Below are 23,147 nucleotides of genomic sequence, written 5' to 3' on the forward strand. Positions count from 1 at the left end.
ACTATAAAAGAGCACAGCGTTTGCCTTGAGCTTACTTTGACTCGAATCAATGATATTTATACTATCAACTAGTAATATCGAAGTTAGAGCCAACTTATAGTAATATTGAACTAAAGTATTCATTATATTAATAAAATAAAGTCGAACAAAAAGATAGCGAAAAACAGTCATGTTTTATTTATTATAACGTATTTACAGCGACGCTAACTAAAGTTTTATCTTTATTAACTTTGAAAAAATGAGTGCAGTAAAAAATAAAGCCGCTAATATCAAGACGATAGAAAGACCCGTTTGAATATCTAGCCAAATACTGCCCCACACACCAAGTGTCACACCCAGTTGAGCGATTATCAACGCTATAATCACCATTTGTTTTGGCGATGCCGACCATAGACGTGCGGTCAGTGCAGGTAGCACTAATAATCCGCTGATTAATAGACTGCCAACTGCCTGTAGAGCAATCGCACAAAACCCTGCCAGTACACCCATAAAAAACAGCCGTTGCCGTGTTGGGTTGATACCTTGAATACGTGCCAATGCTTCATGCGTTGCCAGCTTGATTTGCGCGGGCCAAATATAAATAAGCAGTCCCAAGCCAGCTAATACGCTACCAGCAAGCAAAGGCAAATCTGCCCAATCAAGATCTAGCAAATTGCCGAATAAAAACCCGAGCACATTGGCCTGTTGGTCAGTCAATTGGGTCAAGGCCAGCAAGCCTAGGCACAAGAGGGACACTGACACGACTGCCAATACAGCATCAACTGGCAGACGCTCATCATCAATCAAGACCAGTCCCAGTACGACCATGACACTGACCAATGCAATGCCGATACCCATTGGCAATTGCCACCAGACAGCCAACGCCACACCTAACAACGTGCCATGAGCTAAGGCATCGGCGAAGAATGCCATGCGCCGCCACAACACCAAGCAGCCTAACGGCGCTGATAATAACGCTAATATACTGCCAGCGATCCAAGCAGGCGCAATGATGGCTAACCAAGCAGTCATAATGAATGTCCGTAAAATTTTTTATAAAAGAGTAGAGCCGTATTATTTATATGTTCAATATTTTTGGCTTTAATGAGCTGGATTTTGGCGATTTTGAGCCTTGATTACTAACGCTATAACTCGCTTGGCGCATGGTGTTCACAGGCATGAGGCTGATGCACGTATGGCTGCTCATAATGATGACCAAATAGCTTTTGAAATTCAGTACTAATGGCCAGCTCGCTTGGTTGTCCTTCACAGCAAATATGCTTATTCAAACAAATGACGCGGCGGCTGCCTTTCATGACCCAGTGCAAATCATGAGACACCACTAGCATGGCGCAACGTAAGAAATCAGGCAGCTCATCAATAAACTGATATAGCCAAACTTCAGTATCGGGATCGAGACCTTGCATCGGCTCATCTAAAATAAGCAAGTTAGGTTTGTCTAGTAGCGCTCTAGCTAGCAACACGCGCTGCGTCTCACCACCTGATAAATGCAACATCTGCCGTGACAGTAAATGCGTTAATGATAAGTTATCAAAGATAAACTGTCGCTGCTCAGAGGTTAAACGTTTTTTATCTGCTTGCCCCAACAAGTCGCAGACACGCAGTGGTAATATCGGTGGCACAGCAAATCGCTGCGGTACATAACCAAGCTGTAGCGGCTTATGTGCTGTCATAGAGCCATCAGTTGACTCAATCAAACCTAAGATGAGTTTGACTAGTGTTGATTTACCAGCGCCATTGGGACCGATAAGACTGACCGTCTCATTAACAGCAATGTCAATATCGATGTGAGAGAGCAGACGTTGAGGCCCAATATAGTAACTGATATTGTTTAAGCTCAATAATTTGTCAGCATTACTCACAGTACTGCTATTCGCAACAGTAGTATTTAACTGATTAGAAGGTAGGGTAGAGATATTCATAATATGACAACGCATAGTTAAATAGACAATCGACGAATCATGCTTAAAACGTTTACACGAACCACAGTAGCCTTACTGACAAGCTTGGCAACGACCGCTAAGCTCAATGACACTACGCTCAACCACAAACCCTACATCTTGCTCGGCAAAGCTCATCATTTCCTGAACGGGCAGGCTGCTGCATTCTTGCACCCGTTGACACTGATCGCAGATCAAAAATGCGGCTGTATGCTGGGCGCGAGGATGACAGCAAGGAACATAAGCATTAATAGAGGTTAATTGATGAATCAACCCTTCACTTAGCAAAAATTCTAAACTGCGATAAACCGTTGGCGGCGCGACATTTTTCGGCGTGCGTTTTTTGGTTATCTTAGTTTCTACCGACACTGTTGGTGAACTCGCTACTTTTTGAATATTACTATCATTAGGTATAGACAACCGCATTTGCTGCAACTGAGTGATTAGGTCATAAGCGCCAACGGGCTGATCTGCCTCTAAGACTAATTGGTATATCTGCTGACGCAAAGGCGTAAAGCGCGCGCCATTTAGACGGCAATGCTCTTTAGCTGCTGCTAAGCGTTCATGAACATCATGCGGAGTCAGATCTTGCACATCATGCAAATGTTCGCAGATCGATGAAGTAATAGACATGGTACAAGCTCCTAAAAATAGCATGGTAATCGCATGACGTTTTTTATGATAGCGTTTTTTATTGTTATAGTATAACATACTAAAATAAGAAATGAGTTAATTGTCTTATAGTAGTCTTGTATATCTACCCTTTTAAAGGAGTGGGGCAAGACACTATTACTCATACGTTCGTTATCCAACAATGCTATCTAACAATAAAAGAGCTTACTATGAACGCTGTTTTTACTTACTCCGTACGTTCGCTTATCACATTACAGCGCTTGCTAATGACAGGATTGATAGTCCTAGGGTCTTTCACACTGAATGCACAAGCTGCAACGGTCAGTGTTAGCAATTATCCCCTATTCTTGTTAAGTGAAGCAGTAACAGAAGGCGCGCCATCAGCCAATCGACTATTGCAAGCGGGGGAGGTGGGACATCATGGTAGTATCAGCCCTGGTGATATCAAGGCAATCAAAGACAGTAAGTTCGTGGTATGGTTCGGTGAGCCGCTAGAAAACAATCTGGCAGCGAGCCTGAAAACAGCCCCAAATGCCATTGCTTTATTTGAGTTCGATGCATTCAATCGACATCCATTACGTGATGTAAAGGGCGACGCTATCGCGGGTACACTAGATCCACATATTTGGTTAGATCCTGAAAATGCAAAAGCCATTACCCGTGCATTGGCTGTGATTCATAGTCATGCAAATCCACAATATAAAGACCTATACCAAGCCAACGCGAAAAAATTTGCACAGCAACTAGACAAAGAAGTTACTGCATTGGAGCAACGCTCTATTCAAAGTGCCTCCAAAACACGACCTTATTGGGCTTATCATGATGCGTATCAATATATCGAAGACAGCTTACACTTAACGCTCGTTGGTAGCCTTAGCGTGGATCATCATCTATCACCCAAAGCAAGCCAACTCCGTTGGTTGAATGAGCAACGCCCAGCCAAGCAAATGTGTTTGGTCAGTCCAAGTGAGCCAGCAAAAGGCTTACTTGCGAAGCTACAACCAGTGAAGAGTACGGTACAGCCAGAAGATATGAGTAGTAGCGATGATTTTATTAGCGGTTGGCAGAATATGGCCAAACAGATATATCAATGCATCTCGTAATGTAGCCAAAAACAGCAATTTGCTAGGATTGTTTGAGTTGGTTGTATAGCTTCGCTTCAAGCATTTATTACAGACCAAATAATATAATAATCTTAGCAAAATGCGTTAGGTGACTGATAAAAGTCATATTTTACTTGCTTAATAGTTACGCTCTACCTATAATAAGTAGCGTTTTATTTTGGCCGAAAGGTAATGCCTGTAGAGTAAGTCATTCACGGATAAAATTATCATAAGTATGATATATTGTCCCAATGCTGTAAGGGCTATAGGAATACCGATGACCAAGCCTGCCAAACGCACGCAAAAAGACAAGATTGGCATCTATATTAAACGACAAGCATGGATACTATTTATCCTTATTATCATTGCTTGGTTAGTAGATACTATTTGGTTACATAGTGAGCTTACGATAGCAAAAAGCACTGCAATTGGTGCGCTACTAAGTTTTATCACTCAAGCAGTATTTGCGTTTTTTATTTTTTGGTACACCGGATATCGCGCGCGCCAACACATCGTTAGCCAGCTATATCGGGGTCAAATGTCAAAATGGTTATTGACCGTGTTTGGTTTTGCACTAATTTTTATTACCGTACAACCCCTATCTGCGCCAGCGCTGTTTATCGGTTTTATGGTAATGCAAATTAGTCACAGTTGGATGTTGTGGCATATACGCTAGCGCTAATAAATGATCGCTAAACAGATGGTTTATTAATAGTACTGGCAAGTCACCCTGCCGTCCAGCTTCTCTATGACTAGTTCGAAAAGTCGAAGCACAACGCTGTCTTAGGATAGCACCAGTGATTATAAAGACCGCACTATGAGTCTCAATGTTAGACGTAGTATGCAGTGAGAGGGTAGGGGTTATTCAACTATCTGTATCGCTGATAATTAGATTACTGATATCTAATTATGGTTAGTGGTTATATTAGCAAGTAAAACTGGTGGCTAACTTATTCATACAGTGGATAAAAAAATCACAATTGACTTTACACGAATACAACGCTGCATTAATATAGGCGGCTAAATATTTTGCTTATAAGCGCTACATTAAGCGCCGATCGTAAAAAACGGTCAGTGGGCAAGCACATATATAATAATTTTGCGTATAAAAATGCAAGGGCTATTACTGAGTTATCATAAGCCCTTTTTTGATAGCTAAAATTTATCTCACGCTATCAAATACTGCATATTAGTAATAGAACTATGGGTTGGATGTTGTTGGTTACATGAGTGTTTTAGTAAGGTTTATTTATTTGCTTAATAGCAAGATAGATATCCATACTACACCTCATCAGATGACAACCATATTTTTGGTAGTTGATTAAATCGTTGATTAATAAGAAGCTTACATTATGGCATCCGAGCAAACATCATCAGAATATATCTCTCACCACTTAACGAATTGGACGTATGGCTATCTGCCGGGCGAAGGTTGGAAAGTTGCTCATACTGCTGAAGAAGCAGGGGCAATGGGCTTTAACGCTATCCATCTTGATTCTATGCTATGGTCGATTGGTCTAGGTATCTTATTTTGCGCCGTCTTTTGGATGGTTGCCAAAAAAGTCACTTCAGGCGTGCCAGGAAAAACTCAGGCAGCAGTTGAGATGATCGTTGAGTTTGTTGATAACAACGTTCGTGATTCATACAGTGGTACATCAAAATTGATTGCGCCATTGGCGTTGACCATTTTTGTCTGGATCTTTTTGATGAACTTGATGGATCTAATACCTGTTGATTTCATTCCAGGTATTGCTGGGCAAATCGGTGCCGCTATGGGCCATGATCCACATCATGTTTTCTTTAAGATCGTTCCAACGACTGATCCTAACATCACGCTTGGCATGTCGTTCTCTGTCTTTGCACTGATTATCTTTTATAGCATTAAAGAAAAAGGTTTGGGCGGCTTTATCGGTGAGTTAACACTACATCCGTTTGGCGCCAAAAACCCAATCGTACAAGCGATTTTGATTCCCATCAACTTCATCCTAGAAGCAGTTACTCTAATAGCCAAACCTGTATCACTTGGTTTGCGTCTATTCGGCAACATGTATGCTGGGGAATTGATTTTCATACTGATTGCTCTAATGCCGTTTTGGATTCAATGGGCGTTATCGGTACCGTGGGCTATCTTCCACATCTTAGTTATTACACTTCAAGCGTTCGTATTCATGATGCTGACGATAGTTTACATGTCGCTTGCATCATCAACTGAACATTAATTAGACATTCAATAGGTAAATGAGGATACATCAATGGATCCAGTATTAGGTGGTTACACAGTTATCGCAGTAGCACTACTTATCGGTCTTGGCGCACTTGGCACAGGTATTGGTTTTGCTATTCTAGGTGGAAAATTCTTAGAAGGCGTTGCGCGTCAACCAGAGCTTGGCTCACAATTGCAAACTCGTATGTTCATCGTAGCAGGTCTTCTTGATGCTATTCCGATGATCGGTGTTGGTATTGCTATGCTATTGTTGTTCGCTAACCCTCTAGCAGGTTAATCCGAAAGCTCAGTTGTAAATGTTTGGTATTCGGAGACTTTCTATCAAATATAGTCAAGATTTGACTACCAAACATGATCAATGAAACTGATTTTTCATTAACAAAGAGGTGATCACGTGAATATCAATTTTACCCTCGTCGGTCAAGCCATTGCTTTTGCAATATTTGTGATTTTTTGCATGAAATTCGTGTGGCCACCACTTATCGGTGCCATCAATGAGCGTCAGCGTAAAATTGCTGAAGGTCTGAATGCCGCAGAAAAAGCAAAAGCAGATTTGGCGACCGCGGAGCAAAATGTCCAGCAGGAACTTGATCTTGCAAAGACCAAGGCTGCCGCTCTAATCGAGCAAGCGAACAAGAGTGCCAATCAGCTCGTCGAAGATGCAAAATCGCAAGCCCAAGCGGAAGGCGAGCGCATTCGTCAACAAGCGCAAGCATCTATCGATCAAGAAATCAATCAAGCGCGTGAATCATTGCGTGCCCAAGTTGCTGAACTGGCTGTACTTGGTGCAGAGAAGATTTTGCAAGACAAAGTCGATGTGCAAAAACATGCCAGTATGTTAGACCAACTGGCGGCGAAGCTGTAATTGTGAGGATATAATGGCTGACTTATCAACCTTAGCACGACCGTACGCTAAAGCCGCGTTTGACTATGCCAACGAAAACGGCGCAGTCAACGAGTGGGAAAACTTCTTACTTGTTGCTAGCACTGTTGTCAATGACAAGTCGTTCAGTACTTGGCTAGACAATCCAGCTGTTTCTGCTGAGCATAAGTCAGCTGCTTTGGTCGATCTTTATGATACGCAAGTAGCTAGCGCTAATGATTCTGCTTTTAAGCAGTTATTAAGCGAAGCTCAAGGGACTAGCCTTGACAGTAACGTAAGCTATCCAAAAGTATCAGTAGCACTTAGTAACTTCGTTAAACAGTTATCAGAACAAGAGCGTCTGGCGCTGCTTCCTGAAGTTTATGAGCATTATCGCCGTCACAAGGCAATAAGCTTAAAGCAGCTTGACGCATATGTGACCTCTGCCTACCCATTGACTGATGAACAGCGTCAAACGCTACAAACGCGTCTTGCTGCCTCGCTAAATGCTAGTGTAGTGATTCACGAATCAGTTGATCCAAGTCTATTGGCAGGCGCTACAATCAAAGTCGGTGACAAAGTCATTGATGATTCGATGCGCGGCAAGTTACAACAGTTAAAAACACAGCTAACTGCCTAATGCCAATCATCAATACAGTCAAATATTGACTGTATGATTATAAGAGCAATTAAGTCAGTGGGCGGGTTATCATAAATTAAAGGAAACAAGGCAATGCAACAATTGAATCCAGCGGAAATCAGTAACCTGATTAAGCAGCGTATTCAAGACCTTGATGCGGGTGCAACTGCAAAGAATGAAGGCACGATTGTCAAAGTATCTGACGGTATCGTGCAGATTCATGGTCTTGAAGATGCCATGTACGGCGAAATGATTGAGTTTGAAGGCGAAATCTACGGAATGGCTCTAAACTTAGAGCGTGATTCTGTTGGCGCGGTAGTACTTGGTGATTACCTAAAGCTGCAAGAAGGTCAAAAAGCCTATTGTACTGGTCGTATTCTTGAAGTACCAGTAGGTCCTGAGCTGTTAGGCCGTGTTGTTGATGCTTTGGGTAATCCTATTGATGGCAAAGGTCCTATCGATGCCAAAATGACTGATAAAGTCGAAAAGATCGCTCCAGGCGTTATCGATCGTCAATCAGTAGATCAACCAGTAATGACTGGTTATAAAGCCGTTGATACCATGATTCCAATCGGTCGTGGTCAGCGTGAGCTTATCATTGGTGACCGTCAGACTGGTAAAACAGCGATGGCTATCGATGCGATCATCGCACAGAAAGCGTCAGGCATTAAATGTGTATACGTGGCTATCGGACAGAAACGTTCGACTATCGCTAACGTCGTACGTAAGCTTGAGCAAACTGGTGCACTAGAATATACCACTGTTGTGGTTGCTTCAGCATCAGAGCCTGCAGCACTTCAGTATATCGCACCGTACTCAGGTTGTACGATGGGCGAATACTTCCGTGACCGCGGCGAAGATGCACTGATTGTATTTGATGACTTATCAAAGCAAGCAGTTGCTTATCGTCAGATTTCACTACTATTACGTCGTCCGCCAGGTCGTGAAGCTTATCCTGGTGACGTATTCTATTTACACTCACGCCTACTTGAGCGTGCATCACGTGTAAATGCTGATTATGTAGAAAAATTCACTAACGGTGAAGTGAAAGGTAAAACTGGTTCTTTAACCGCACTACCAATCATTGAAACACAAGCTGGTGATGTATCTGCATTCGTACCAACCAACGTGATTTCGATCACTGATGGTCAGATCTTCCTAGAGTCTAGTTTATTCGCCTCAGGTATCCGTCCAGCAGTAAACGCTGGTATCTCGGTATCTCGTGTTGGTGGTGCCGCTCAGACTAAGATCATCAAAAAGCTATCTGGTGGTATTCGTACCGCTCTAGCTCAATATCGTGAACTAGCAGCATTTGCTCAGTTCGCATCAGATCTTGATGACGCAACTCGCGAACAGCTTGATCATGGTGAGCGTGTGACTGAATTGATGAAGCAGAAGCAGTATCAGCCGATGTCAATCTCTGAGCAAGCAGCCGTTATCTATGCTTCAAACGAAGGCTTCTTAGCTGACGTACCTGTCGAAAAGATTGGTTCTTTCGAAGAAGCGTACCTACGTTATATGCATGATGAGCAAAGTGAATTGATGCGTGAGATTGATGACACTGCGAACTACAATGATGATATCGCAGGTCGTTTAAAGTCATCTCTAGAGACCTTTAAACAAAATCACAGTTATTAATTTAACGGGTTAAGCCGAATTGGTTATAACTGTAGCTTAGAGCTGATAAAGTGGCGCGTTGTCTGACTAGATATTTGCGCCACTGTTTTAACCATTATCGGTATTAGATCGCGTAATGCCACAAGATATAAAATGTTATTCTGTAGGACTGATGTTGTATATCAAACGATTGTCGCATGCGCCAATGCTTTTTAACCCTCTTATATTGGAATCATTATGGCAAGCTTAAAAGAGATACGTGCCAAAGTCACCAGTATTAAAAGCACCCAGAAAATTACTCGTGCTATGCAAATGGTAGCGGCAAGTAAAATGCGCCGTGCGCAAGAGCGCATGGACGTGGGTCGCCCGTATGCTGATAGTATGCGCCGGGTTATTTCACATTTGGTGCATGCCTCATCAGACTATAAACATCCGTATATGGTATCGCGTCCAGTCAATAAGGTTGGCTATATTGTCATTACCTCTGACCGTGGCCTAGCGGGTGGTTTGAATATTAACTTATTCAAAGCCCTAACTAAAAGTATCCAAGATTATCAAGATCAGTCTGTACAGGCTGAGTTTGCAGTCATCGGTGCCAAAGGTGTGAGTTTCTTCAAAAACTTTGGTGGTAAAGTTACGTCGGCTGTGACCGATTATGGCGATAAACCAACGTTTGAACAATTGAATGCACCGGTTCAAGCGATGCTTGAAGACTATAATAACGGCAATATTGACCGTATTTATGTAGTCTATAACCGATTCGTCAATGCAATGACTCAGAAACCAACGGTTAATCAGTTGGTTCCTCTACCAGAGCAGTCATTTGATGATGAAGACAGTGGTCTACAGACAGAACTTAGCTGGGATTATATCTACGAGCCTGACATCAAGACGTTAATTGATGAATTGCTTGGTCGCTATATTGAGTCGATTGTTTATCAAGCGGTAATGGAAAATATTGCCTCTGAGCAGTCTTCACGTATGGTTGCGATGAAAGCGGCAACAGATAATGCTGGTGACCTTATTAACGATTTACAGTTGGTTTATAACAAGCTGCGTCAAGCGGCGATTACCCGAGAAATCTCGGAAATCGTTGGCGGTGCTGCTGCTGTTTCATAATTGACTACACCTATATATAGAAGTTCAAGGAGAACGCAATGAGTAGCGGTCGTATTGTACAGATTATTGGCGCGGTTCTTGACGTTGAGTTCAACCGTAATGAAGTTCCTCAAATTTTTGATGCCTTGCAAGTAGACGGTACCGAAACTACCCTAGAAGTACAGCAACAGCTGGGTGACGGTATTGTACGTACTATTGCAATGGGTTCAACCGAAGGTTTAAAGCGTAACCTACCTGTTACTAATACTGGCGCACCTATCTCTGTGCCTGTAGGTACTGGTACGCTAGGTCGCATCATGGATGTTCTTGGTCGTCCTATCGATGAAGAAGGTCCTGTTGTTGCTGACGAAAAATGGTCTATCCACCGTGAAGCGCCAAGCTACGCGGATCAGTCGAACAGTACTGAGCTACTAGAGACTGGTATTAAAGTTATCGATCTACTTTGCCCGTTTGCTAAAGGTGGTAAAGTTGGTCTGTTTGGCGGTGCTGGTGTTGGTAAAACCGTTAACATGATGGAGCTGATTAACAACATCGCTCTAAAACATGAAGGTTTGTCAGTATTTGCTGGTGTTGGTGAGCGTACTCGTGAAGGTAACGATTTCTATCACGAAATGCAGGAAGCTGGCGTTGTAAACACTGAAGACTTCAGTAAGTCTAAAGTAGCAATGGTGTATGGCCAGATGAATGAGCCACCGGGTAACCGTTTACGTGTTGCACTGTCTGGTTTGACCATGGCTGAGTACTTCCGTGATACCAAAGATCCTGTTACTGGCAAAGGTCGTGACGTCCTATTGTTTGTTGATAACATCTACCGTTATACACTAGCGGGTACAGAAGTATCAGCACTACTTGGTCGTATGCCATCAGCGGTTGGTTATCAGCCAACACTAGCTGAAGAGATGGGTTTACTACAAGAACGTATTACGTCAACCCAGTCAGGCTCTATCACTTCAGTTCAGGCGGTATACGTACCTGCGGATGATTTGACCGATCCATCACCTGCTACAACGTTTGCTCACTTGGATGCAACAGTTGTACTAAGCCGTGATATCGCATCACAAGGTATCTATCCTGCGGTTGATCCATTGGATTCAACATCACGTCAGCTAGATCCACAAGTAATCGGCGAAGATCATTATAATGTTGCTCGTGGTGTTCAGGAAGTTCTACAGCGTTATAAAGAGCTTAAAGACATCATCGCTATCTTGGGTATGGATGAGTTATCAGAAGAAGATAAACTGGTTGTTTATCGTGCTCGTAAGATTCAGCGCTTCTTGTCTCAGCCATTCCACGTAGCCGAAGTCTTCACTGGTGCACCTGGTAAATACGTACCACTACGCGATACCATTGCTAGCTTTAAAGCAATCATCGCTGGTGAATACGATGACCTACCAGAGCAAGCGTTCTACATGGCTGGTAGCATCGATGAAGTAGTCGCTAAAGCTGAAAAAATGAAGTCTAAGTCAGCGTAAGTTGTATGAGCATAAGCTAACGAGTAGATATAATATAAACCTTGTATCTACTCTTCAGTAACGCATCGCAGTTTTACTGTTTTTTGATCGCGCTTTGATGGTAAGGAATTAAGTATGGCAACGTTACAATGTCGCGTCGTAAGTGCTCGTGAAGAGTTGTATTCAGGCGAAATTAGCATGTTAATAGCTACTGGTACCGAAGGCGAGATTGGTGTATTGCCAGGTCACACACCGCTTATTACTTTGCTAAAGCCAGGTGCAATGCGAGTGCAAACACCAAACGGTGAAGAAGAAGTAATTTACGTCTCAGGTGGCGTACTAGAAGTACAGCCTAAGATGGTTACGGTATTGGCTGATACAGCCATGCGTGCACACAATCTTGACGAAAGCAAAATCGTTGAAGCACGCAAAAAAGCTGAGCAAATGCTGGTCAATCAATCTGACACGGTACAGACTAATGCGGCGTTGGCCTCACTTGCAGAATCAGTAGGACAATTACAGACTATTCGTAAGTACAAAAACCGCGCATAGTTTATTACTGATAGCTCTAGCTAATCATTTAGAGTTATCGCTAAAAGTAATAATAAAAAAACAGTCCATTATCTGGGCTGTTTTTTTATGTCTATTCATTATGAAATTAACGGTTCTGGGGTAAATACACACGGTTATTACTTGGATAGTATTTATGGCAGTTCACTCTATTCTCAGGAAAAATCTTTTATTATCAATGAATCATCGCCTATTGGAATTTTCTTAAAAAGACACTGGCGACAACGGTAATATATGGTTATATTAGACATAACGTATTATAAGTAATGAGCAGTAACTGTACGCGATAATGTTGGCTCGATGGTTTGGATAATAAGCAAACGATAGATAATCCAAATTGCAATGTACTAACGAAGTAATTGACGTAATTTTTGGACGCAAACTAAAGTTTTGATAGGGGTAGTTTATAGGTTTTGTTACCGACTATCAGCTATAGTATAGGAAGCTGATAATTTAATAGTATACTGTGCTACCAAGTTTGTAACAGCTATACGAACATCAATTGTGCCACTATATGGTGCTATTAATTTTACCGCTCTTACTTTTACTGCTTTTAAATTAGATGTATTAGAGGATATAACAATGACAACGAATGAAGAAGACAATACCCCCCGAATCTTGATTGTTGAAGATGATGAGCGTCTGGCCATGTTGACTCAAGATTACTTGGTCAAAAATGGTTTAGAAGTGGCAATTGAAACTGATGGTAATCGTGCTATTCGCCGTATCGTCAATGAGCAACCAGATATGGTTGTACTTGATGTCATGCTACCTGGTAGCGATGGTTTGACCGTATGCCGTGAAGTTCGTCCGCACTATCAAAATCCAATTTTGATGTTGACTGCACGTACTGAAGACATGGATCAGGTATTGGGTCTTGAGATGGGTGCTGACGACTATGTTGCCAAGCCTGCTCAGCCACGTGTATTGCTTGCCCGTATTCGTGCGCTACTGCGCCGCTCAGAAAATGCACCATCAGAAGACGTGCCACAACGTCTAGAGTTTGGCGAGTTAGTAATTGATAACGGTGGTCGTTCAGTTAACCTAGGTGATGAGTTGGTTGATTTCACCAGTGCTGAATATGATCTACTATGGTTACTTGCTTCTAATGCAGGTCGTATCCTATCTCGTGAAGATATCTTTGAGCGTCTACGCGGTATTGAGTATGATGGTCAAGATCGTTCAATTGACGTACGTATCTCACGTATTCGTCCAAAAATCGGTGATGATCCAGAAAATCCAAAGCGTATTAAGACCGTACGTAGTAAAGGCTATCTATTCGTAAAAGAAGGCAACTAATATTGTTGCTTCTATAGGTTGATTAATTATTAATCACTATTCGAAAAAACCAGCAACGATGCTGGTTTTTTTGTGGCTAAATTTTAATTTTTAAACTTAAATGCAGTGTTATGTGGTTTAATTAACTCATTATTATAGACGCTGACTAAATATATGTCATACATATAAGTCTTTGGATGATTGCTGCATATGAATTAAAATGTGGTAATTAAAAGTCAAAGTCTATCTCTATTCGATCATGTTCGATATCATCAAACACATAGCACTATCTATATGTTTGATGAGATTGGCAATCTCTATTTATTAAATTGGTCACGGCACGTATGTCATTAGTCTCTTCTTTAAAACACAGTATTTTTGTTCGTATCTATGCTGGGCTACTTATAGTCTGCTTGTGTGTGGCATTGTTTGCGCAGTTATTGATGGATACCATCAATAAGGAGCGTGTCCAGTCCTATCGTGAAAATATGGCAAAGGGCGCGTTTCATTTGGTGAGTGAAGGCATCTCTCACCAAAATAGCGAAGAAGAGCGTGAATATTGGTTATCAGATGCGAGTAGTTTGTTTGGTACTACTTTTAAAGTCTTGCCTATTGATGAAGTAGATTTTAGCGCCAGTGAGCTACGCCGTTTTAAAAATGATAATACCGTTGTACGTTATTTCAACCAGCCTGTATATGCAGATGTTTATTATCGCTTGCCGGATAATAAGAGTGTATTAACAGCGAGAATCTCACAGGTTACCGAGCAGCAAGTACGGGCAATCGCGGTATTTCTGTTAGATGATTTGTCTTATCACATGACACTGTCGGACAAGCGCGCACGTTTGGCTGAATTGGAGAAAAAGTTTTCTTTTCCTTTAGCGTTTAAAGCAGTTAATACGCTTGAGTTAGATTCAGATCAGATGGCTCGTCTGCGTCGTGATGAAGTCGTCATATCACTGCAAGATAATAACAGTAGTACGAGTAACTCTGCTATTAGGGTAATAGTACCCTCTGAAATCAATGATATGGCAATTTTAATTGGGCCTATACCGTTATTTAACTGGTTCCCGCTTAACTTAATTATTAGTATGATTCTTATCAGTATGTTCCTAATTAGCTTAGGTGTATATGCACTCATCTTCCCGCTTGAGCGTAAGCTGCAATTGATTCAGGTAGGTGTGAATGAGGTCAGTCAAGGTAACCTTGATATTCAAGTACAGGTTATTGGTCAAGATGAAATAGCACGTTTGTCAGCAACTTTTAATTCCATGACCTCGCATATTAAGCGTTTGATTGAATCACAGCGAGAGCTTACCCGAGCGGTTTCACATGAGCTTCGTACGCCAGTGGCTCGTATTCGATTTGCCGTAGATATGCTTGCTGATACAGATGACGAAGACTCACGTTTTATGCAGCGTGACTATATTGATGAAGATATTGAATCGCTTAATGGTTTGATTGATGAGATCTTGACCTATGCTAAGCTTGAGGAAGGGTCACCAAAGTTAGATTTAGAACCAGTAAACTTAAGAGAGCTGTTAGAGCAGATCGAGCGCGAAACCAATGCGCTAGGTAAATCTATCAAAATAGTAACCAGTTTACCAAATGCAAAAGTCACAGCAGTTGCGGATAGACGCTACTTACACCGTGTGATTCAGAACCTTGCAGGTAATGCGTTACGCTATGCAGAAACAACCATTATCATTAGTGCAGGTGTCAAAAAAGGCAATGCCTTCGTCAGTGTCGAAGATGATGGACATGGTATTCCTGAAGCAGATCGCGAAAAAGTGTTTATTCCATTCTCACGCTTAGATGACAGCCGTACACGCGCGTCAGGTGGCTATGGCCTAGGCTTGTCTATTGTATCGCGCATTGCATTTTGGTTTAATGGTAGTATGAAGGTAGATGAGAGTCGTGAGTTAGGTGGCGCAAGGTTCGTGATGACGTGGCCTATTAAACCATTGACGCAAATTCTTGCTGCTGATGAATTGACGCAGGAGAAAAGCGAGCGCGACTTCGATACTAAGTTGTCAGATTAGACCAAGTTATAGGGCTAAGCTATAAGAGCAAGCTATCAGACTAAATCATCAGGCTAAATTATCAGGCTAAATTATCAGGCTAAATTATCAGGCTAAATTATCAGGCTAGGCCATAATTATTAGTCATGATACTAAAGACAATCAGCGTCATCTTAACGGTATAACACGATAGCGCTTTATAGCTAGGTGACGCGCTTGTCGCTATTTTTAAGACAGTTGGACAATGTCATAGGAGAGCATAGGATGCCGTATTTATTTGGTGGCTTGGTAGTGTTGAATGCGATTACGCTAGGCTATTATTTATTCTTAAAACAGCCGTCAACGACTCAAACACTACAAATAGCTCAGGCTGAAACTACCCAGCCACTAGTTTTCACTAACAGTGCTGAGTATATTCCACCGGCTATTGGTAGCAAAGACTAGCGTTTACCTCTTTGCTTATTCAAATTAAAGTCTCATCGCTATTTTGAATTTGGCACCGTATTATCTACCTCAGATACATCTTCTACTTCAGCCGCTAGCGTAGTATCTCCAGCGACTTTAGAGAGTAGGGGAATACGTACGCATACTTGTAGCCCACCTTCAGGGTGGTTGATGGCTTCGACGGTACCGTGATGTAATCGTGCAATACGATCAACAATCGCAAGACCTAGTCCGCTACCTTGAGTAGTCCGTGCCGTCTCTCCACGTTCGAACGGTTGCATAATCCGCTCTAATTGATCGTCAGCGACACCATCACCGCAATCTCGTACACAAATCACTAGCTGTTCTTGAGCTTCTTTGTTCACCACATTTTCGCTGACCACATCGGTATCTTCGTCTTCGACAGTTTCTATAAATGTCGGTACAACCGTTGACGATAAATAAATTGGTGGTTTTCCATAACGATTGGCATTATTGACTAAGTTGATAATCAGACGCTTGATGGATAATGGACGTACGGGAACGACCTTGTCGCATTCTGACTCATATACAAACTTCATCGGTGCAAACTGCACCATGACTTCATTAAATATAGTGTCTAGGTTGGTCAAGCTGACTGGCTCATCAGAACCGTCTTTCATAAATGAGATGAACTGCTCCAAAATAGCATCCATATCCTCAATATCGTAAATCAGCCCTTCACGGAAAAAATCATCTGGTAGCATCTCTGCAGTTAAGCGCATACGTGTCAACGGCGTCCGCAAATCATGTGAGATACCGGCAAGCATTATTGTTCGCTCTTTTTGTGCCTGATTCAAGGTCGTGAACAGTCGGTTAAACGCCATATTAACTTGACGTATTTCTGTGGGGCCTTTCTGAGTTGGCAGTGTGGTTGCATGACCGAGACGAATATAGTTAGTAGCTGCCCGTTGTAGGTAGCGTAGCGGGCGATTTAATTGACGGGCTAATAGAATAATTGTGAGTAGCGATAGGATAGGCAGTCCAATCAAAAATAGCACTAATAACGTCGGGCTATACTGCGAATAGTAAACCACAGGTTCACGCACCCAAAAACTGTCATCACGGCTATCTTGTACCCATAGCTGCGGTGTGGGCTTAAATTTAAAATAGACTTCTACAGGGCGACCAAGCTGTGCACCGATTTCACGTTGTAGTACGTCCGTAAAAAAGCTCACGAATGGCTTGTCAGCGACTTCTGGAAAGTCACTCGGATTGTTTACCACGACGACATGAGAGTGCTGGTAAATCCATTGGCGTACTTCGGGACGACCTTGCCAGTCTTTATTAACGCTATTAATCAGCTGCAACTCACTCGTTAAATAGCGTGCATGGTTTTTTAACTCTGGCAGATACAGACTGCGCCAAAAGAACAAAATTGACAAGCTCACACTGATAAGCACGATAAAGGCAACCATCAAGGTCGTTAGCCAAGTGTTGGAATAAGAGCGTGGCAGCCAACCTTTACGACGCGGTTTTGGGTTCGGAGAGATCATATGTGTCCAACAGAGTAAAATAAAAGTTAGTGTGATATAGCCTGTAGTTTTCTAAACATAGTCGTCTTAAGGCGAGTATGTGCGTTAATTTATGGCGGTATATCATAGAATAGCATAACCAATAAATAGTACTGATACAGTATGCAATCGATGAGCGAGCCAGATAGTTATTGGAATAGGTATAAAGTTGAGCTTAAGGATAAATGTATTTAGCAATTGTCTATTTTTCAGAAAGAACGATAGTAATTTATAGAATCTAAAGAAAAACTTTAAAAATAAGCCATTATCATCAGTTATATTTTACTTAGGTCGTCATTTAAGCTATTGTTAATAAATAATTAAATATGCACAGTTTATGTTTTCAACAAATAAAGACTGTGATATAATTATGCCCTTTTTGGTATACCTGCGAAAGAGAGAATTCACATGGTTGTTATTCGTTTAGCACGGGGCGGTGCCAAGAAACGCCCATTTTATCAAGTAGTTGTTGCTGATCAACGCCGCGCGCGTGACGGTCGCTATATTGAAAACATCGGCTTTTTTAACCCACTCGCTAAAGAGTCTGAAGAAGCAGTACGCCTAAACATGGAAGCGTACAATGCGTGGATCGCAAAAGGTGCACAACCTTCAGATCGCGTTGCTTCATTAGCAAAAGCTTACAACAAGTCTGCAGCTCAAACTGAAGCAACTGCTTAAGTTTTGGTTGTTACTGAGACGTTCATAGCAAAACTATGACATGACTCAGTAGACTTTAGAATACATAGCGTAACTGGTCTGACCAGGGTGCGCCATTAACTGTTTATCGCTTTTGACGCAATTGTTTTTGCAATTGCTGTTTTAATCATTGTTAGGTTAGCTGCTATGTCATCTGTTCCAAACGCTAGTGCCCTTATGAAAATTGGTCAGCTTAAGAAGCCTTACGGCATTAAAGGCTGGCTTTGGGTATTCAGTGATACGGATGACCGTACAGCGATATTCGACATGAAGCCGTGGTGGATGAAAACTGCCACTGGCATGAAACCTTTGACTGTGAAGGCTTGGCGTGAGCAAGGAACAGGAATTGTGGCTCAATTTGAGCAGATTCCTGATCGTAATGTTGCTGAGACTATGAACGGTGTTACCGTTTGGGTCGAGCAAAACGTCCTACCTGAAACAGCTGAAGACGAATATTATTGGTCGGATTTGGTCAGTCTGCGCGTGATGAACGAGCAGGATGAGTATCTAGGTAATATCACTGAAATGTTTGAAACCGGTGCCCATGACATCATGCGTGTAACGGCAAATTCAGACAGTTTAGACAATGAAGAACGCCTGATTCCATGGCATAAGCAAACTGTGATAGAAGTCAATATGACTGAAAAAACAGTGCTTGTGGCATGGCCAAGTGATTACTGATAGCGTTTCTGGCTTTTTAGTCAGACATTATTAGTACTTACACCGATTGTTTTAGCCTTAACGCAAGTAGACATCAGATGTATTTTGCCGTAATTAGTATTTTTCCTGAGATGTTTGCCACGATTCGTGAATTTGGAATCACGGGCCGAGCAGTGACTCAAGATCAAGTTACGATTGAATGCATTAATCCACGTGATTATACCACCGATAACTATCGCCGTATTGATGAGCGCCCTTATGGGGGTGGTCCTGGGATGGTGATGATGGCTGAGCCATTATCGAAAGCCATTGAGGATGCACGATTGCGTGCCAGTCAACATGGTTGCCGTGTCGATAGTGAGCACTGTCCGGTGATCTATATGTCACCGCAAGGGCAAACGCTTAGTGAGAGTAGCGTAGTCAATATGACTGATTACGATGGCATGATTTTATTATGCGGTCGTTATGAAGGTATTGACGAGCGTTTACTATCACAATATGTCGATATGGAAGTATCGTTAGGTGATTACGTGTTGACTGGTGGCGAGTTGCCAGCAATGGTGCTGATGGATAGTGTGATACGTCGTCTGCCCGATATCATGGGTGATGACAAGTCAGCGGAGCAAGACTCTTTTGTCGATGGCTTGCTTGACTGTCCACACTATACTAAGCCGCATGAGTTTGCGGGTATGACGGTTCCTGAGGTATTACTTTCAGGTCACCATGCCAATATCGCTAAGTGGCGTTTTAGTCAGCAAGTTAGTCGTACGCAAACGCGTCGTCCAGACTTATGGCAAGCGTTTACCCCAACGGTAGAGCAAGCGAAGTGGTTGAAAGCATTGGCCAAGGCAGATAAAAAGTAGGTTTTTAAACTCTAACTTTATTGTTACTAGTTTTGATAAACAGTTAACAAACAGAATTTTGAGCAATAATAAAACGAGTCATCACATAGTGGCCGTTGGTTATAACCCATTTACGTTGTGTCTCACTATAAAGAGATGCGATTAATTATTACAAACAGGTGATATGCGTTAAGCCTCTATTATCTAATGTGAGGAGATAACTCTCATGAGCAACAAGCATCCATTGGTTCAGGTCATCGAAAACGCTCAATTGCTTGAGCGCCCAAGCTTTGCACCCGGCGATACCGTTGTGGTACAAGTAAAAGTACGTGAAGGTGAGCGTGAGCGTTTACAGGCTTTTGAAGGCGTTGTAATTGCTAAGCGTAACCGCGGTCTAAACTCAGCGTTTACCGTACGTAAAATCTCAAGCGGCGTTGGTGTTGAGCGTGCATTCCAGTTGCATTCACCAATCATCGATAGTATTGAAGTGAAACGCCGCGGTGCTGTTCGCCGTGCGAAACTGTACTACTTACGTGAGCGTTCTGGTAAATCAGCACGTATCCGCGAAAAACTTGCGCCACGTCCAGCTCAGAAAAAAACTGACGCTGGTGTACCTGATGCAGTTGATACTGCACCTGGTATCTAAGCACAAGTTTGCCGTTTTGAATTAGTCCTATAATTTTAGGATTGGCTCAAGACAAGGTAATAGTAGATACAAGCCCTTATTCATAGGTTTATTTATAAATAAGCGGGCCATACCAAAAAAGACGAAACCCCAATCTATGCGCAAGCTAGATTGGGGTTTTTGTATGTATAGCATTAATAATTTGAGTTTTATCAGCTCTGATAGTGCCAGTTATAAGCTAAAGTTTATTGAGCATCAAATGTATCGATGCGGTTGACTTGCTCTTTGGACTTACTGTATTTGCGCAGTCTAATGTATAAAGTCTTGGTAACGGTTGCAATGAGCTTTTGCTGCTCATCAACGATATCGACTTTATATTCACGGAATACCGCTTCGCCTTCTTTTGCTAGATCTTGAATAGTAATAATTTCAGAGCTAGGTATTTTCATGCGTGCAGTGACTTTGCTATTGCCAGGCGCAATGAAATCAATATGTGAGCTTTTGTCCCACACCACGTAATTACTACCCAGTTGATGCATCAGCATAAGCATATAAAAAGGGTCAACCATTGAATATAAGCTACCACCGAACTGAGTACCGACGATATTTTTGTTCAGAGTGTTTAGTCCCATGCTGACTACGCACAAACCCTGATCGAGACTAATATGATCGATTTTGATACCTGCGCCAATGTATGGTGCATAAGTATTAAGGCGTAGCTTTAATAAATGCGGTGTCAGCAATGGCATGATGCTTTGCTTGGCCCGACGTTTCAAAGTCTCAAGGTTGGTAGGTAATACGCTCATAAACTTGTCCTGTTGCCTTTTCTCAATTTTTTGATGGTATCAATAATGCGGTTTTACACAGTATCACTGGTAAATAAATCGATAAAAAGTATTTATCATAATTAAAAAGTACTCAGCCCGCTAGCTCTAAAGCGTAACCGAAATGACATATTTATGCCCACTTACAAGTAACGATCGTTATTTATTATAACTATCTTTGCTATTCATCTATGTGATAAAAATCTACCTAGATGTAAACAATTATCAATAAAATGGTCGTTTATCCTAATTCAAAGTCTATAACAGAGAGATTTTTTACTCATGGTTTTCTATTAAGGTTAATTTTGTCTCAAATAGAAACTTTAGTTTATATGTTATAATGAGATACATAGTATCTTTAAATGGTTTTAGGTTCGCATTTCATCAAGTCTTGGCATACAATAGTTCGCAGTTTGTAATAGGCGCTTTGGTCTATGACATTAGAGCAGAGCGTGTGCAGTCAATCAAAGACGTAATCGACACAAGGAAATGTGATGAGTAACCCTCAGACCCCCTCTTCAGGGTCTAATCCGCCGACCTCGAACGTAAACCACGACAGTCAAGTACAAGGCAGTTATGTAGATTTGCATAAGCCCAGTTCTAGTTTTGACAGTCGTGATGCTTACTTAAACCATGAATTACAAATCATGCAGCCGAAACGCTGGCGTCCTAATTTACCATTCCGTGATTACCGTTTTGAATACGAAGATACTATTCCAGCAATGGCCGCGACCATCGGTAAAGTTGTTATGGTGGGCGCCATTGCAGCAACCTTTGCAGGTCCACTCGGCTTAGGTGATGCGTTTGTTCTAGAAAACGTACGCTACGAGCTATTGATCGTCTCCTTCTTTATTATCTTATTTTCGGGATTTTTATTGCCGACGGCCAACCTCGCTGGTACTCACGGCCCATTAATCCCTCTGATTCCTATTGTGGTAGCAGCTGGTGGACACCCGATGGCCTTTGGTTTGCTTATCGGTGCTTTTGGTCTGCTCCTCGCAATTAGTAAAGGGGGAAGTTTGCTGGCTAACTTGACCAGTAAAGGTGTGTGCGGTGGCCTCTTGATTTACTTGGGCTTTATCGGAACCACCTCGCAGGTCAAAAATCTCTTTGCTTGGGCCGAAGGGATTGGCATGTCGCATATCGCTTTCTTTATTATTCTGGCGACTATCCTGCTGTATGCACTGCTTGAGCATTGGCAAAAACGCTGGCTCGCGGTTCCGCTAAGCTGTGTGTTAGGTGGTGGTCTTGCCTTTGCATTGGGCGCACCTTTTGAGTTCAAAACAGCACCAGGTCTACCAAACATGAATCCAATGTATTGGTGGGGCGAAAACACAGGTTGGATGTTAGGTCTGCCGACGATTGAAAGCTTCATTGTAGTACTGCCGTTTGCTATTTTGGCCGTGGCAATGTGGTCGCCAGATTTCTTGGGCCATCAGGTGTTCCAAAAAATCAGCTATCCTAAGCGTACTGAAAAAGTGCTTATGGATATTGATGACACCATGACCAGTGCTTCATTTCGTCAGGTAGTCGGCTCTGTATTGGGCGGCTCCAACTTTGCGTCATCTTGGGGAACGTATATTGTTCCTGCGGCGATTGCTAAACGTCCAATTCCTGCCGGTGCTTTATTGACGGCTCTATTTTGTATTATCGCAGGGGTTTGGGGCTATCCGATGGATTTGGCCATTTGGCAACCAGTGATGTGTGTGGCCTTGATCGTTGGGGTGTTTATTCCATTACTAGAAGCTGGTATGGAGATGACGCGTGAAGGTAAAACCACGCAGTCTGCTGCGATTGTGGTGTTTGCCTCTGCATTGGTGAATCCTGCCTTTGGTTGGTCACTCACGCTATTGCTTGATAACTTGGGCTTGATTGGCTCTAAAGAACGTAGTGCGAATTTGACTAAGATGAGCCGCTGGATCATACCGGGTATTATGTTCGTGGTACTGACAGGTGTCATGGCTATCGTCGGTATGCTGCCGGGTATCCCAGCACTGATGGCAAACTTCCGTCATTAGTAGTATGTGATTGGATAAACGATAATAGAACAAACTAAGCCGGCGAAA

23 protein-coding genes are annotated in these 23,147 nt (G+C 42.3%); 18 read left to right on the forward strand and 5 right to left on the reverse strand.

Annotated elements, in window-relative coordinates; genetic code table 11:
- Positions 1 to 207 precede the first annotated feature (207 nt).
- From HCZ91_RS08990 to HCZ91_RS09000, 3 genes are all read right to left on the reverse strand, one after another.
- Positions 208 to 1,011 carry a metal ABC transporter permease gene (locus tag HCZ91_RS08990; protein ID WP_101205961.1) on the reverse strand — a complete coding sequence of 268 codons (804 nt, stop codon included), beginning with the start codon at positions 1,009 to 1,011 and terminating at the stop codon, positions 208 to 210.
- A 113-nt stretch (positions 1,012 to 1,124) separates the two neighbouring features.
- A complete protein-coding gene (locus HCZ91_RS08995) occupies positions 1,125 to 1,922 on the reverse strand; it encodes a metal ABC transporter ATP-binding protein (protein WP_179799108.1) in 798 nt (265 codons plus the stop codon).
- A gap of 72 nt (positions 1,923 to 1,994) precedes the next feature.
- Entirely contained in the window at positions 1,995 to 2,573 is a 579-nt protein-coding gene (locus tag HCZ91_RS09000) for a transcriptional repressor (protein WP_165598211.1), read from the reverse strand.
- A 209-nt stretch (positions 2,574 to 2,782) separates the two neighbouring features.
- Here HCZ91_RS09000 and HCZ91_RS09005 point away from each other — a divergent pair, with 209 nt between their 5' ends.
- The 13 genes from HCZ91_RS09005 to HCZ91_RS09065 all read left to right on the forward strand — a co-directional run bounded on the left by HCZ91_RS09005 (position 2,783) and on the right by HCZ91_RS09065 (position 15,902).
- The gene (locus HCZ91_RS09005) at positions 2,783 to 3,676 is read left to right on the forward strand and encodes a zinc ABC transporter substrate-binding protein (RefSeq protein ID WP_179799109.1); all 894 of its coding nucleotides are present in this window, start codon (positions 2,783 to 2,785) and stop codon (positions 3,674 to 3,676) included.
- A gap of 277 nt (positions 3,677 to 3,953) precedes the next feature.
- Positions 3,954 to 4,352 (forward strand): ATP synthase subunit I, encoded by a 399-nt coding sequence (locus HCZ91_RS09010; RefSeq protein WP_102092097.1) that lies wholly within the window; start codon positions 3,954 to 3,956, stop codon positions 4,350 to 4,352.
- Positions 4,353 to 5,028: 676 nt separating this feature from the next.
- Complete coding sequence (gene atpB / locus HCZ91_RS09015; RefSeq protein WP_101205957.1) at positions 5,029 to 5,895, forward strand: F0F1 ATP synthase subunit A; 867 nt, start codon at positions 5,029 to 5,031, stop codon at positions 5,893 to 5,895.
- 33 nt (positions 5,896 to 5,928) lie between these two features.
- Positions 5,929 to 6,177, forward strand: coding sequence for a F0F1 ATP synthase subunit C (gene atpE, locus HCZ91_RS09020; protein WP_010197960.1), 249 nt, complete (start codon positions 5,929 to 5,931; stop codon positions 6,175 to 6,177).
- Positions 6,178 to 6,294: 117 nt separating this feature from the next.
- Positions 6,295 to 6,765 carry a F0F1 ATP synthase subunit B gene (locus tag HCZ91_RS09025; RefSeq protein ID WP_101205956.1) on the forward strand — a complete coding sequence of 157 codons (471 nt, stop codon included), beginning with the start codon at positions 6,295 to 6,297 and terminating at the stop codon, positions 6,763 to 6,765.
- Positions 6,766 to 6,778: 13 nt separating this feature from the next.
- Positions 6,779 to 7,402, forward strand: a complete 624-nt coding sequence (locus HCZ91_RS09030) for a F0F1 ATP synthase subunit delta (RefSeq protein WP_057762004.1) — start codon at positions 6,779 to 6,781, stop codon at positions 7,400 to 7,402.
- A gap of 93 nt (positions 7,403 to 7,495) precedes the next feature.
- Positions 7,496 to 9,040, forward strand: coding sequence for a F0F1 ATP synthase subunit alpha (gene atpA, locus HCZ91_RS09035; protein ID WP_057762002.1), 1,545 nt, complete (start codon positions 7,496 to 7,498; stop codon positions 9,038 to 9,040).
- Positions 9,041 to 9,256: 216 nt separating this feature from the next.
- Complete coding sequence (gene atpG, locus HCZ91_RS09040; RefSeq protein ID WP_101205955.1) at positions 9,257 to 10,138, forward strand: F0F1 ATP synthase subunit gamma; 882 nt, start codon at positions 9,257 to 9,259, stop codon at positions 10,136 to 10,138.
- Positions 10,139 to 10,176: 38 nt separating this feature from the next.
- Entirely contained in the window at positions 10,177 to 11,610 is a 1,434-nt protein-coding gene (gene atpD / locus HCZ91_RS09045) for a F0F1 ATP synthase subunit beta (RefSeq protein WP_057761998.1), read from the forward strand.
- A 114-nt stretch (positions 11,611 to 11,724) separates the two neighbouring features.
- Entirely contained in the window at positions 11,725 to 12,141 is a 417-nt protein-coding gene (locus HCZ91_RS09050) for a F0F1 ATP synthase subunit epsilon (protein ID WP_179799110.1), read from the forward strand.
- 600 nt (positions 12,142 to 12,741) lie between these two features.
- Positions 12,742 to 13,458 carry a response regulator gene (locus tag HCZ91_RS09055; protein ID WP_057761994.1) on the forward strand — a complete coding sequence of 239 codons (717 nt, stop codon included), beginning with the start codon at positions 12,742 to 12,744 and terminating at the stop codon, positions 13,456 to 13,458.
- A gap of 323 nt (positions 13,459 to 13,781) precedes the next feature.
- Positions 13,782 to 15,479 (forward strand): ATP-binding protein, encoded by a 1,698-nt coding sequence (locus HCZ91_RS09060; protein ID WP_179799111.1) that lies wholly within the window; start codon positions 13,782 to 13,784, stop codon positions 15,477 to 15,479.
- A 243-nt stretch (positions 15,480 to 15,722) separates the two neighbouring features.
- A complete protein-coding gene (locus tag HCZ91_RS09065; protein ID WP_179799112.1) occupies positions 15,723 to 15,902 on the forward strand; it encodes a hypothetical protein in 180 nt (59 codons plus the stop codon).
- Between the two features lie 38 nt (positions 15,903 to 15,940).
- On the opposite strand, the gene HCZ91_RS09070 is transcribed toward HCZ91_RS09065, so the two are convergent.
- Positions 15,941 to 17,416 carry an ATP-binding protein gene (locus HCZ91_RS09070; protein WP_179799113.1) on the reverse strand — a complete coding sequence of 492 codons (1,476 nt, stop codon included), beginning with the start codon at positions 17,414 to 17,416 and terminating at the stop codon, positions 15,941 to 15,943.
- A gap of 426 nt (positions 17,417 to 17,842) precedes the next feature.
- On the opposite strand from HCZ91_RS09070, the gene rpsP reads away from it, so the two are divergent.
- The 4 genes from rpsP (at position 17,843) to rplS (ending at position 20,278) form a co-directional block, all read left to right on the forward strand.
- Positions 17,843 to 18,112, forward strand: a complete 270-nt coding sequence (rpsP, locus tag HCZ91_RS09075) for a 30S ribosomal protein S16 (RefSeq protein WP_021812802.1) — start codon at positions 17,843 to 17,845, stop codon at positions 18,110 to 18,112.
- 165 nt (positions 18,113 to 18,277) lie between these two features.
- The gene (rimM, locus tag HCZ91_RS09080) at positions 18,278 to 18,811 is read left to right on the forward strand and encodes a ribosome maturation factor RimM (protein WP_101205950.1); all 534 of its coding nucleotides are present in this window, start codon (positions 18,278 to 18,280) and stop codon (positions 18,809 to 18,811) included.
- 77 nt (positions 18,812 to 18,888) lie between these two features.
- Positions 18,889 to 19,653 carry a tRNA (guanosine(37)-N1)-methyltransferase TrmD gene (gene trmD, locus HCZ91_RS09085; RefSeq protein ID WP_179799114.1) on the forward strand — a complete coding sequence of 255 codons (765 nt, stop codon included), beginning with the start codon at positions 18,889 to 18,891 and terminating at the stop codon, positions 19,651 to 19,653.
- 205 nt (positions 19,654 to 19,858) lie between these two features.
- Positions 19,859 to 20,278 carry a 50S ribosomal protein L19 gene (gene rplS / locus HCZ91_RS09090; RefSeq protein WP_165598205.1) on the forward strand — a complete coding sequence of 140 codons (420 nt, stop codon included), beginning with the start codon at positions 19,859 to 19,861 and terminating at the stop codon, positions 20,276 to 20,278.
- A 224-nt stretch (positions 20,279 to 20,502) separates the two neighbouring features.
- Here rplS and HCZ91_RS09095 read toward each other — a convergent pair whose 3' ends face one another.
- Positions 20,503 to 21,063, reverse strand: coding sequence for a DUF4442 domain-containing protein (locus tag HCZ91_RS09095; protein ID WP_102092092.1), 561 nt, complete (start codon positions 21,061 to 21,063; stop codon positions 20,503 to 20,505).
- A 512-nt stretch (positions 21,064 to 21,575) separates the two neighbouring features.
- On the opposite strand from HCZ91_RS09095, the gene HCZ91_RS09100 reads away from it, so the two are divergent.
- Positions 21,576 to 23,099 (forward strand): DUF3360 family protein, encoded by a 1,524-nt coding sequence (locus HCZ91_RS09100; protein ID WP_179799115.1) that lies wholly within the window; start codon positions 21,576 to 21,578, stop codon positions 23,097 to 23,099.
- Positions 23,100 to 23,147 lie beyond the last annotated feature (48 nt).

This window comes from Psychrobacter sp. BI730, from assembly GCF_013414195.1.
GTDB lineage: Bacteria > Pseudomonadota > Gammaproteobacteria > Pseudomonadales > Moraxellaceae > Psychrobacter.

Coding starts and splice junctions, on each gene's coding strand:
- rpsP (WP_021812802.1), top strand. CDS start 17,843: ATGGTTGTTATTCGTTTAGCACGGGGCGGTGCCAAGAAACGCCCATTT.
- HCZ91_RS08990 (WP_101205961.1), bottom strand. CDS start 1,011: ATGACTGCTTGGTTAGCCATCATTGCGCCTGCTTGGATCGCTGGCAGT.
- HCZ91_RS09055 (WP_057761994.1), top strand. CDS start 12,742: ATGACAACGAATGAAGAAGACAATACCCCCCGAATCTTGATTGTTGAA.
- HCZ91_RS09065 (WP_179799112.1), top strand. CDS start 15,723: ATGCCGTATTTATTTGGTGGCTTGGTAGTGTTGAATGCGATTACGCTA.
- HCZ91_RS09005 (WP_179799109.1), top strand. CDS start 2,783: ATGAACGCTGTTTTTACTTACTCCGTACGTTCGCTTATCACATTACAG.
- rimM (WP_101205950.1), top strand. CDS start 18,278: ATGTCATCTGTTCCAAACGCTAGTGCCCTTATGAAAATTGGTCAGCTT.
- HCZ91_RS09030 (WP_057762004.1), top strand. CDS start 6,779: ATGGCTGACTTATCAACCTTAGCACGACCGTACGCTAAAGCCGCGTTT.
- HCZ91_RS09095 (WP_102092092.1), bottom strand. CDS start 21,063: ATGAGCGTATTACCTACCAACCTTGAGACTTTGAAACGTCGGGCCAAG.
- atpG (WP_101205955.1), top strand. CDS start 9,257: ATGGCAAGCTTAAAAGAGATACGTGCCAAAGTCACCAGTATTAAAAGC.
- trmD (WP_179799114.1), top strand. CDS start 18,889: ATGTATTTTGCCGTAATTAGTATTTTTCCTGAGATGTTTGCCACGATT.
- atpB (WP_101205957.1), top strand. CDS start 5,029: ATGGCATCCGAGCAAACATCATCAGAATATATCTCTCACCACTTAACG.
- HCZ91_RS09000 (WP_165598211.1), bottom strand. CDS start 2,573: ATGTCTATTACTTCATCGATCTGCGAACATTTGCATGATGTGCAAGAT.
- HCZ91_RS09050 (WP_179799110.1), top strand. CDS start 11,725: ATGGCAACGTTACAATGTCGCGTCGTAAGTGCTCGTGAAGAGTTGTAT.
- HCZ91_RS09070 (WP_179799113.1), bottom strand. CDS start 17,416: ATGATCTCTCCGAACCCAAAACCGCGTCGTAAAGGTTGGCTGCCACGC.
- HCZ91_RS09100 (WP_179799115.1), top strand. CDS start 21,576: ATGAGTAACCCTCAGACCCCCTCTTCAGGGTCTAATCCGCCGACCTCG.
- atpA (WP_057762002.1), top strand. CDS start 7,496: ATGCAACAATTGAATCCAGCGGAAATCAGTAACCTGATTAAGCAGCGT.
- atpE (WP_010197960.1), top strand. CDS start 5,929: ATGGATCCAGTATTAGGTGGTTACACAGTTATCGCAGTAGCACTACTT.
- rplS (WP_165598205.1), top strand. CDS start 19,859: ATGAGCAACAAGCATCCATTGGTTCAGGTCATCGAAAACGCTCAATTG.
- HCZ91_RS09010 (WP_102092097.1), top strand. CDS start 3,954: ATGACCAAGCCTGCCAAACGCACGCAAAAAGACAAGATTGGCATCTAT.
- HCZ91_RS09060 (WP_179799111.1), top strand. CDS start 13,782: ATGTCATTAGTCTCTTCTTTAAAACACAGTATTTTTGTTCGTATCTAT.
- HCZ91_RS08995 (WP_179799108.1), bottom strand. CDS start 1,922: ATGAATATCTCTACCCTACCTTCTAATCAGTTAAATACTACTGTTGCG.
- atpD (WP_057761998.1), top strand. CDS start 10,177: ATGAGTAGCGGTCGTATTGTACAGATTATTGGCGCGGTTCTTGACGTT.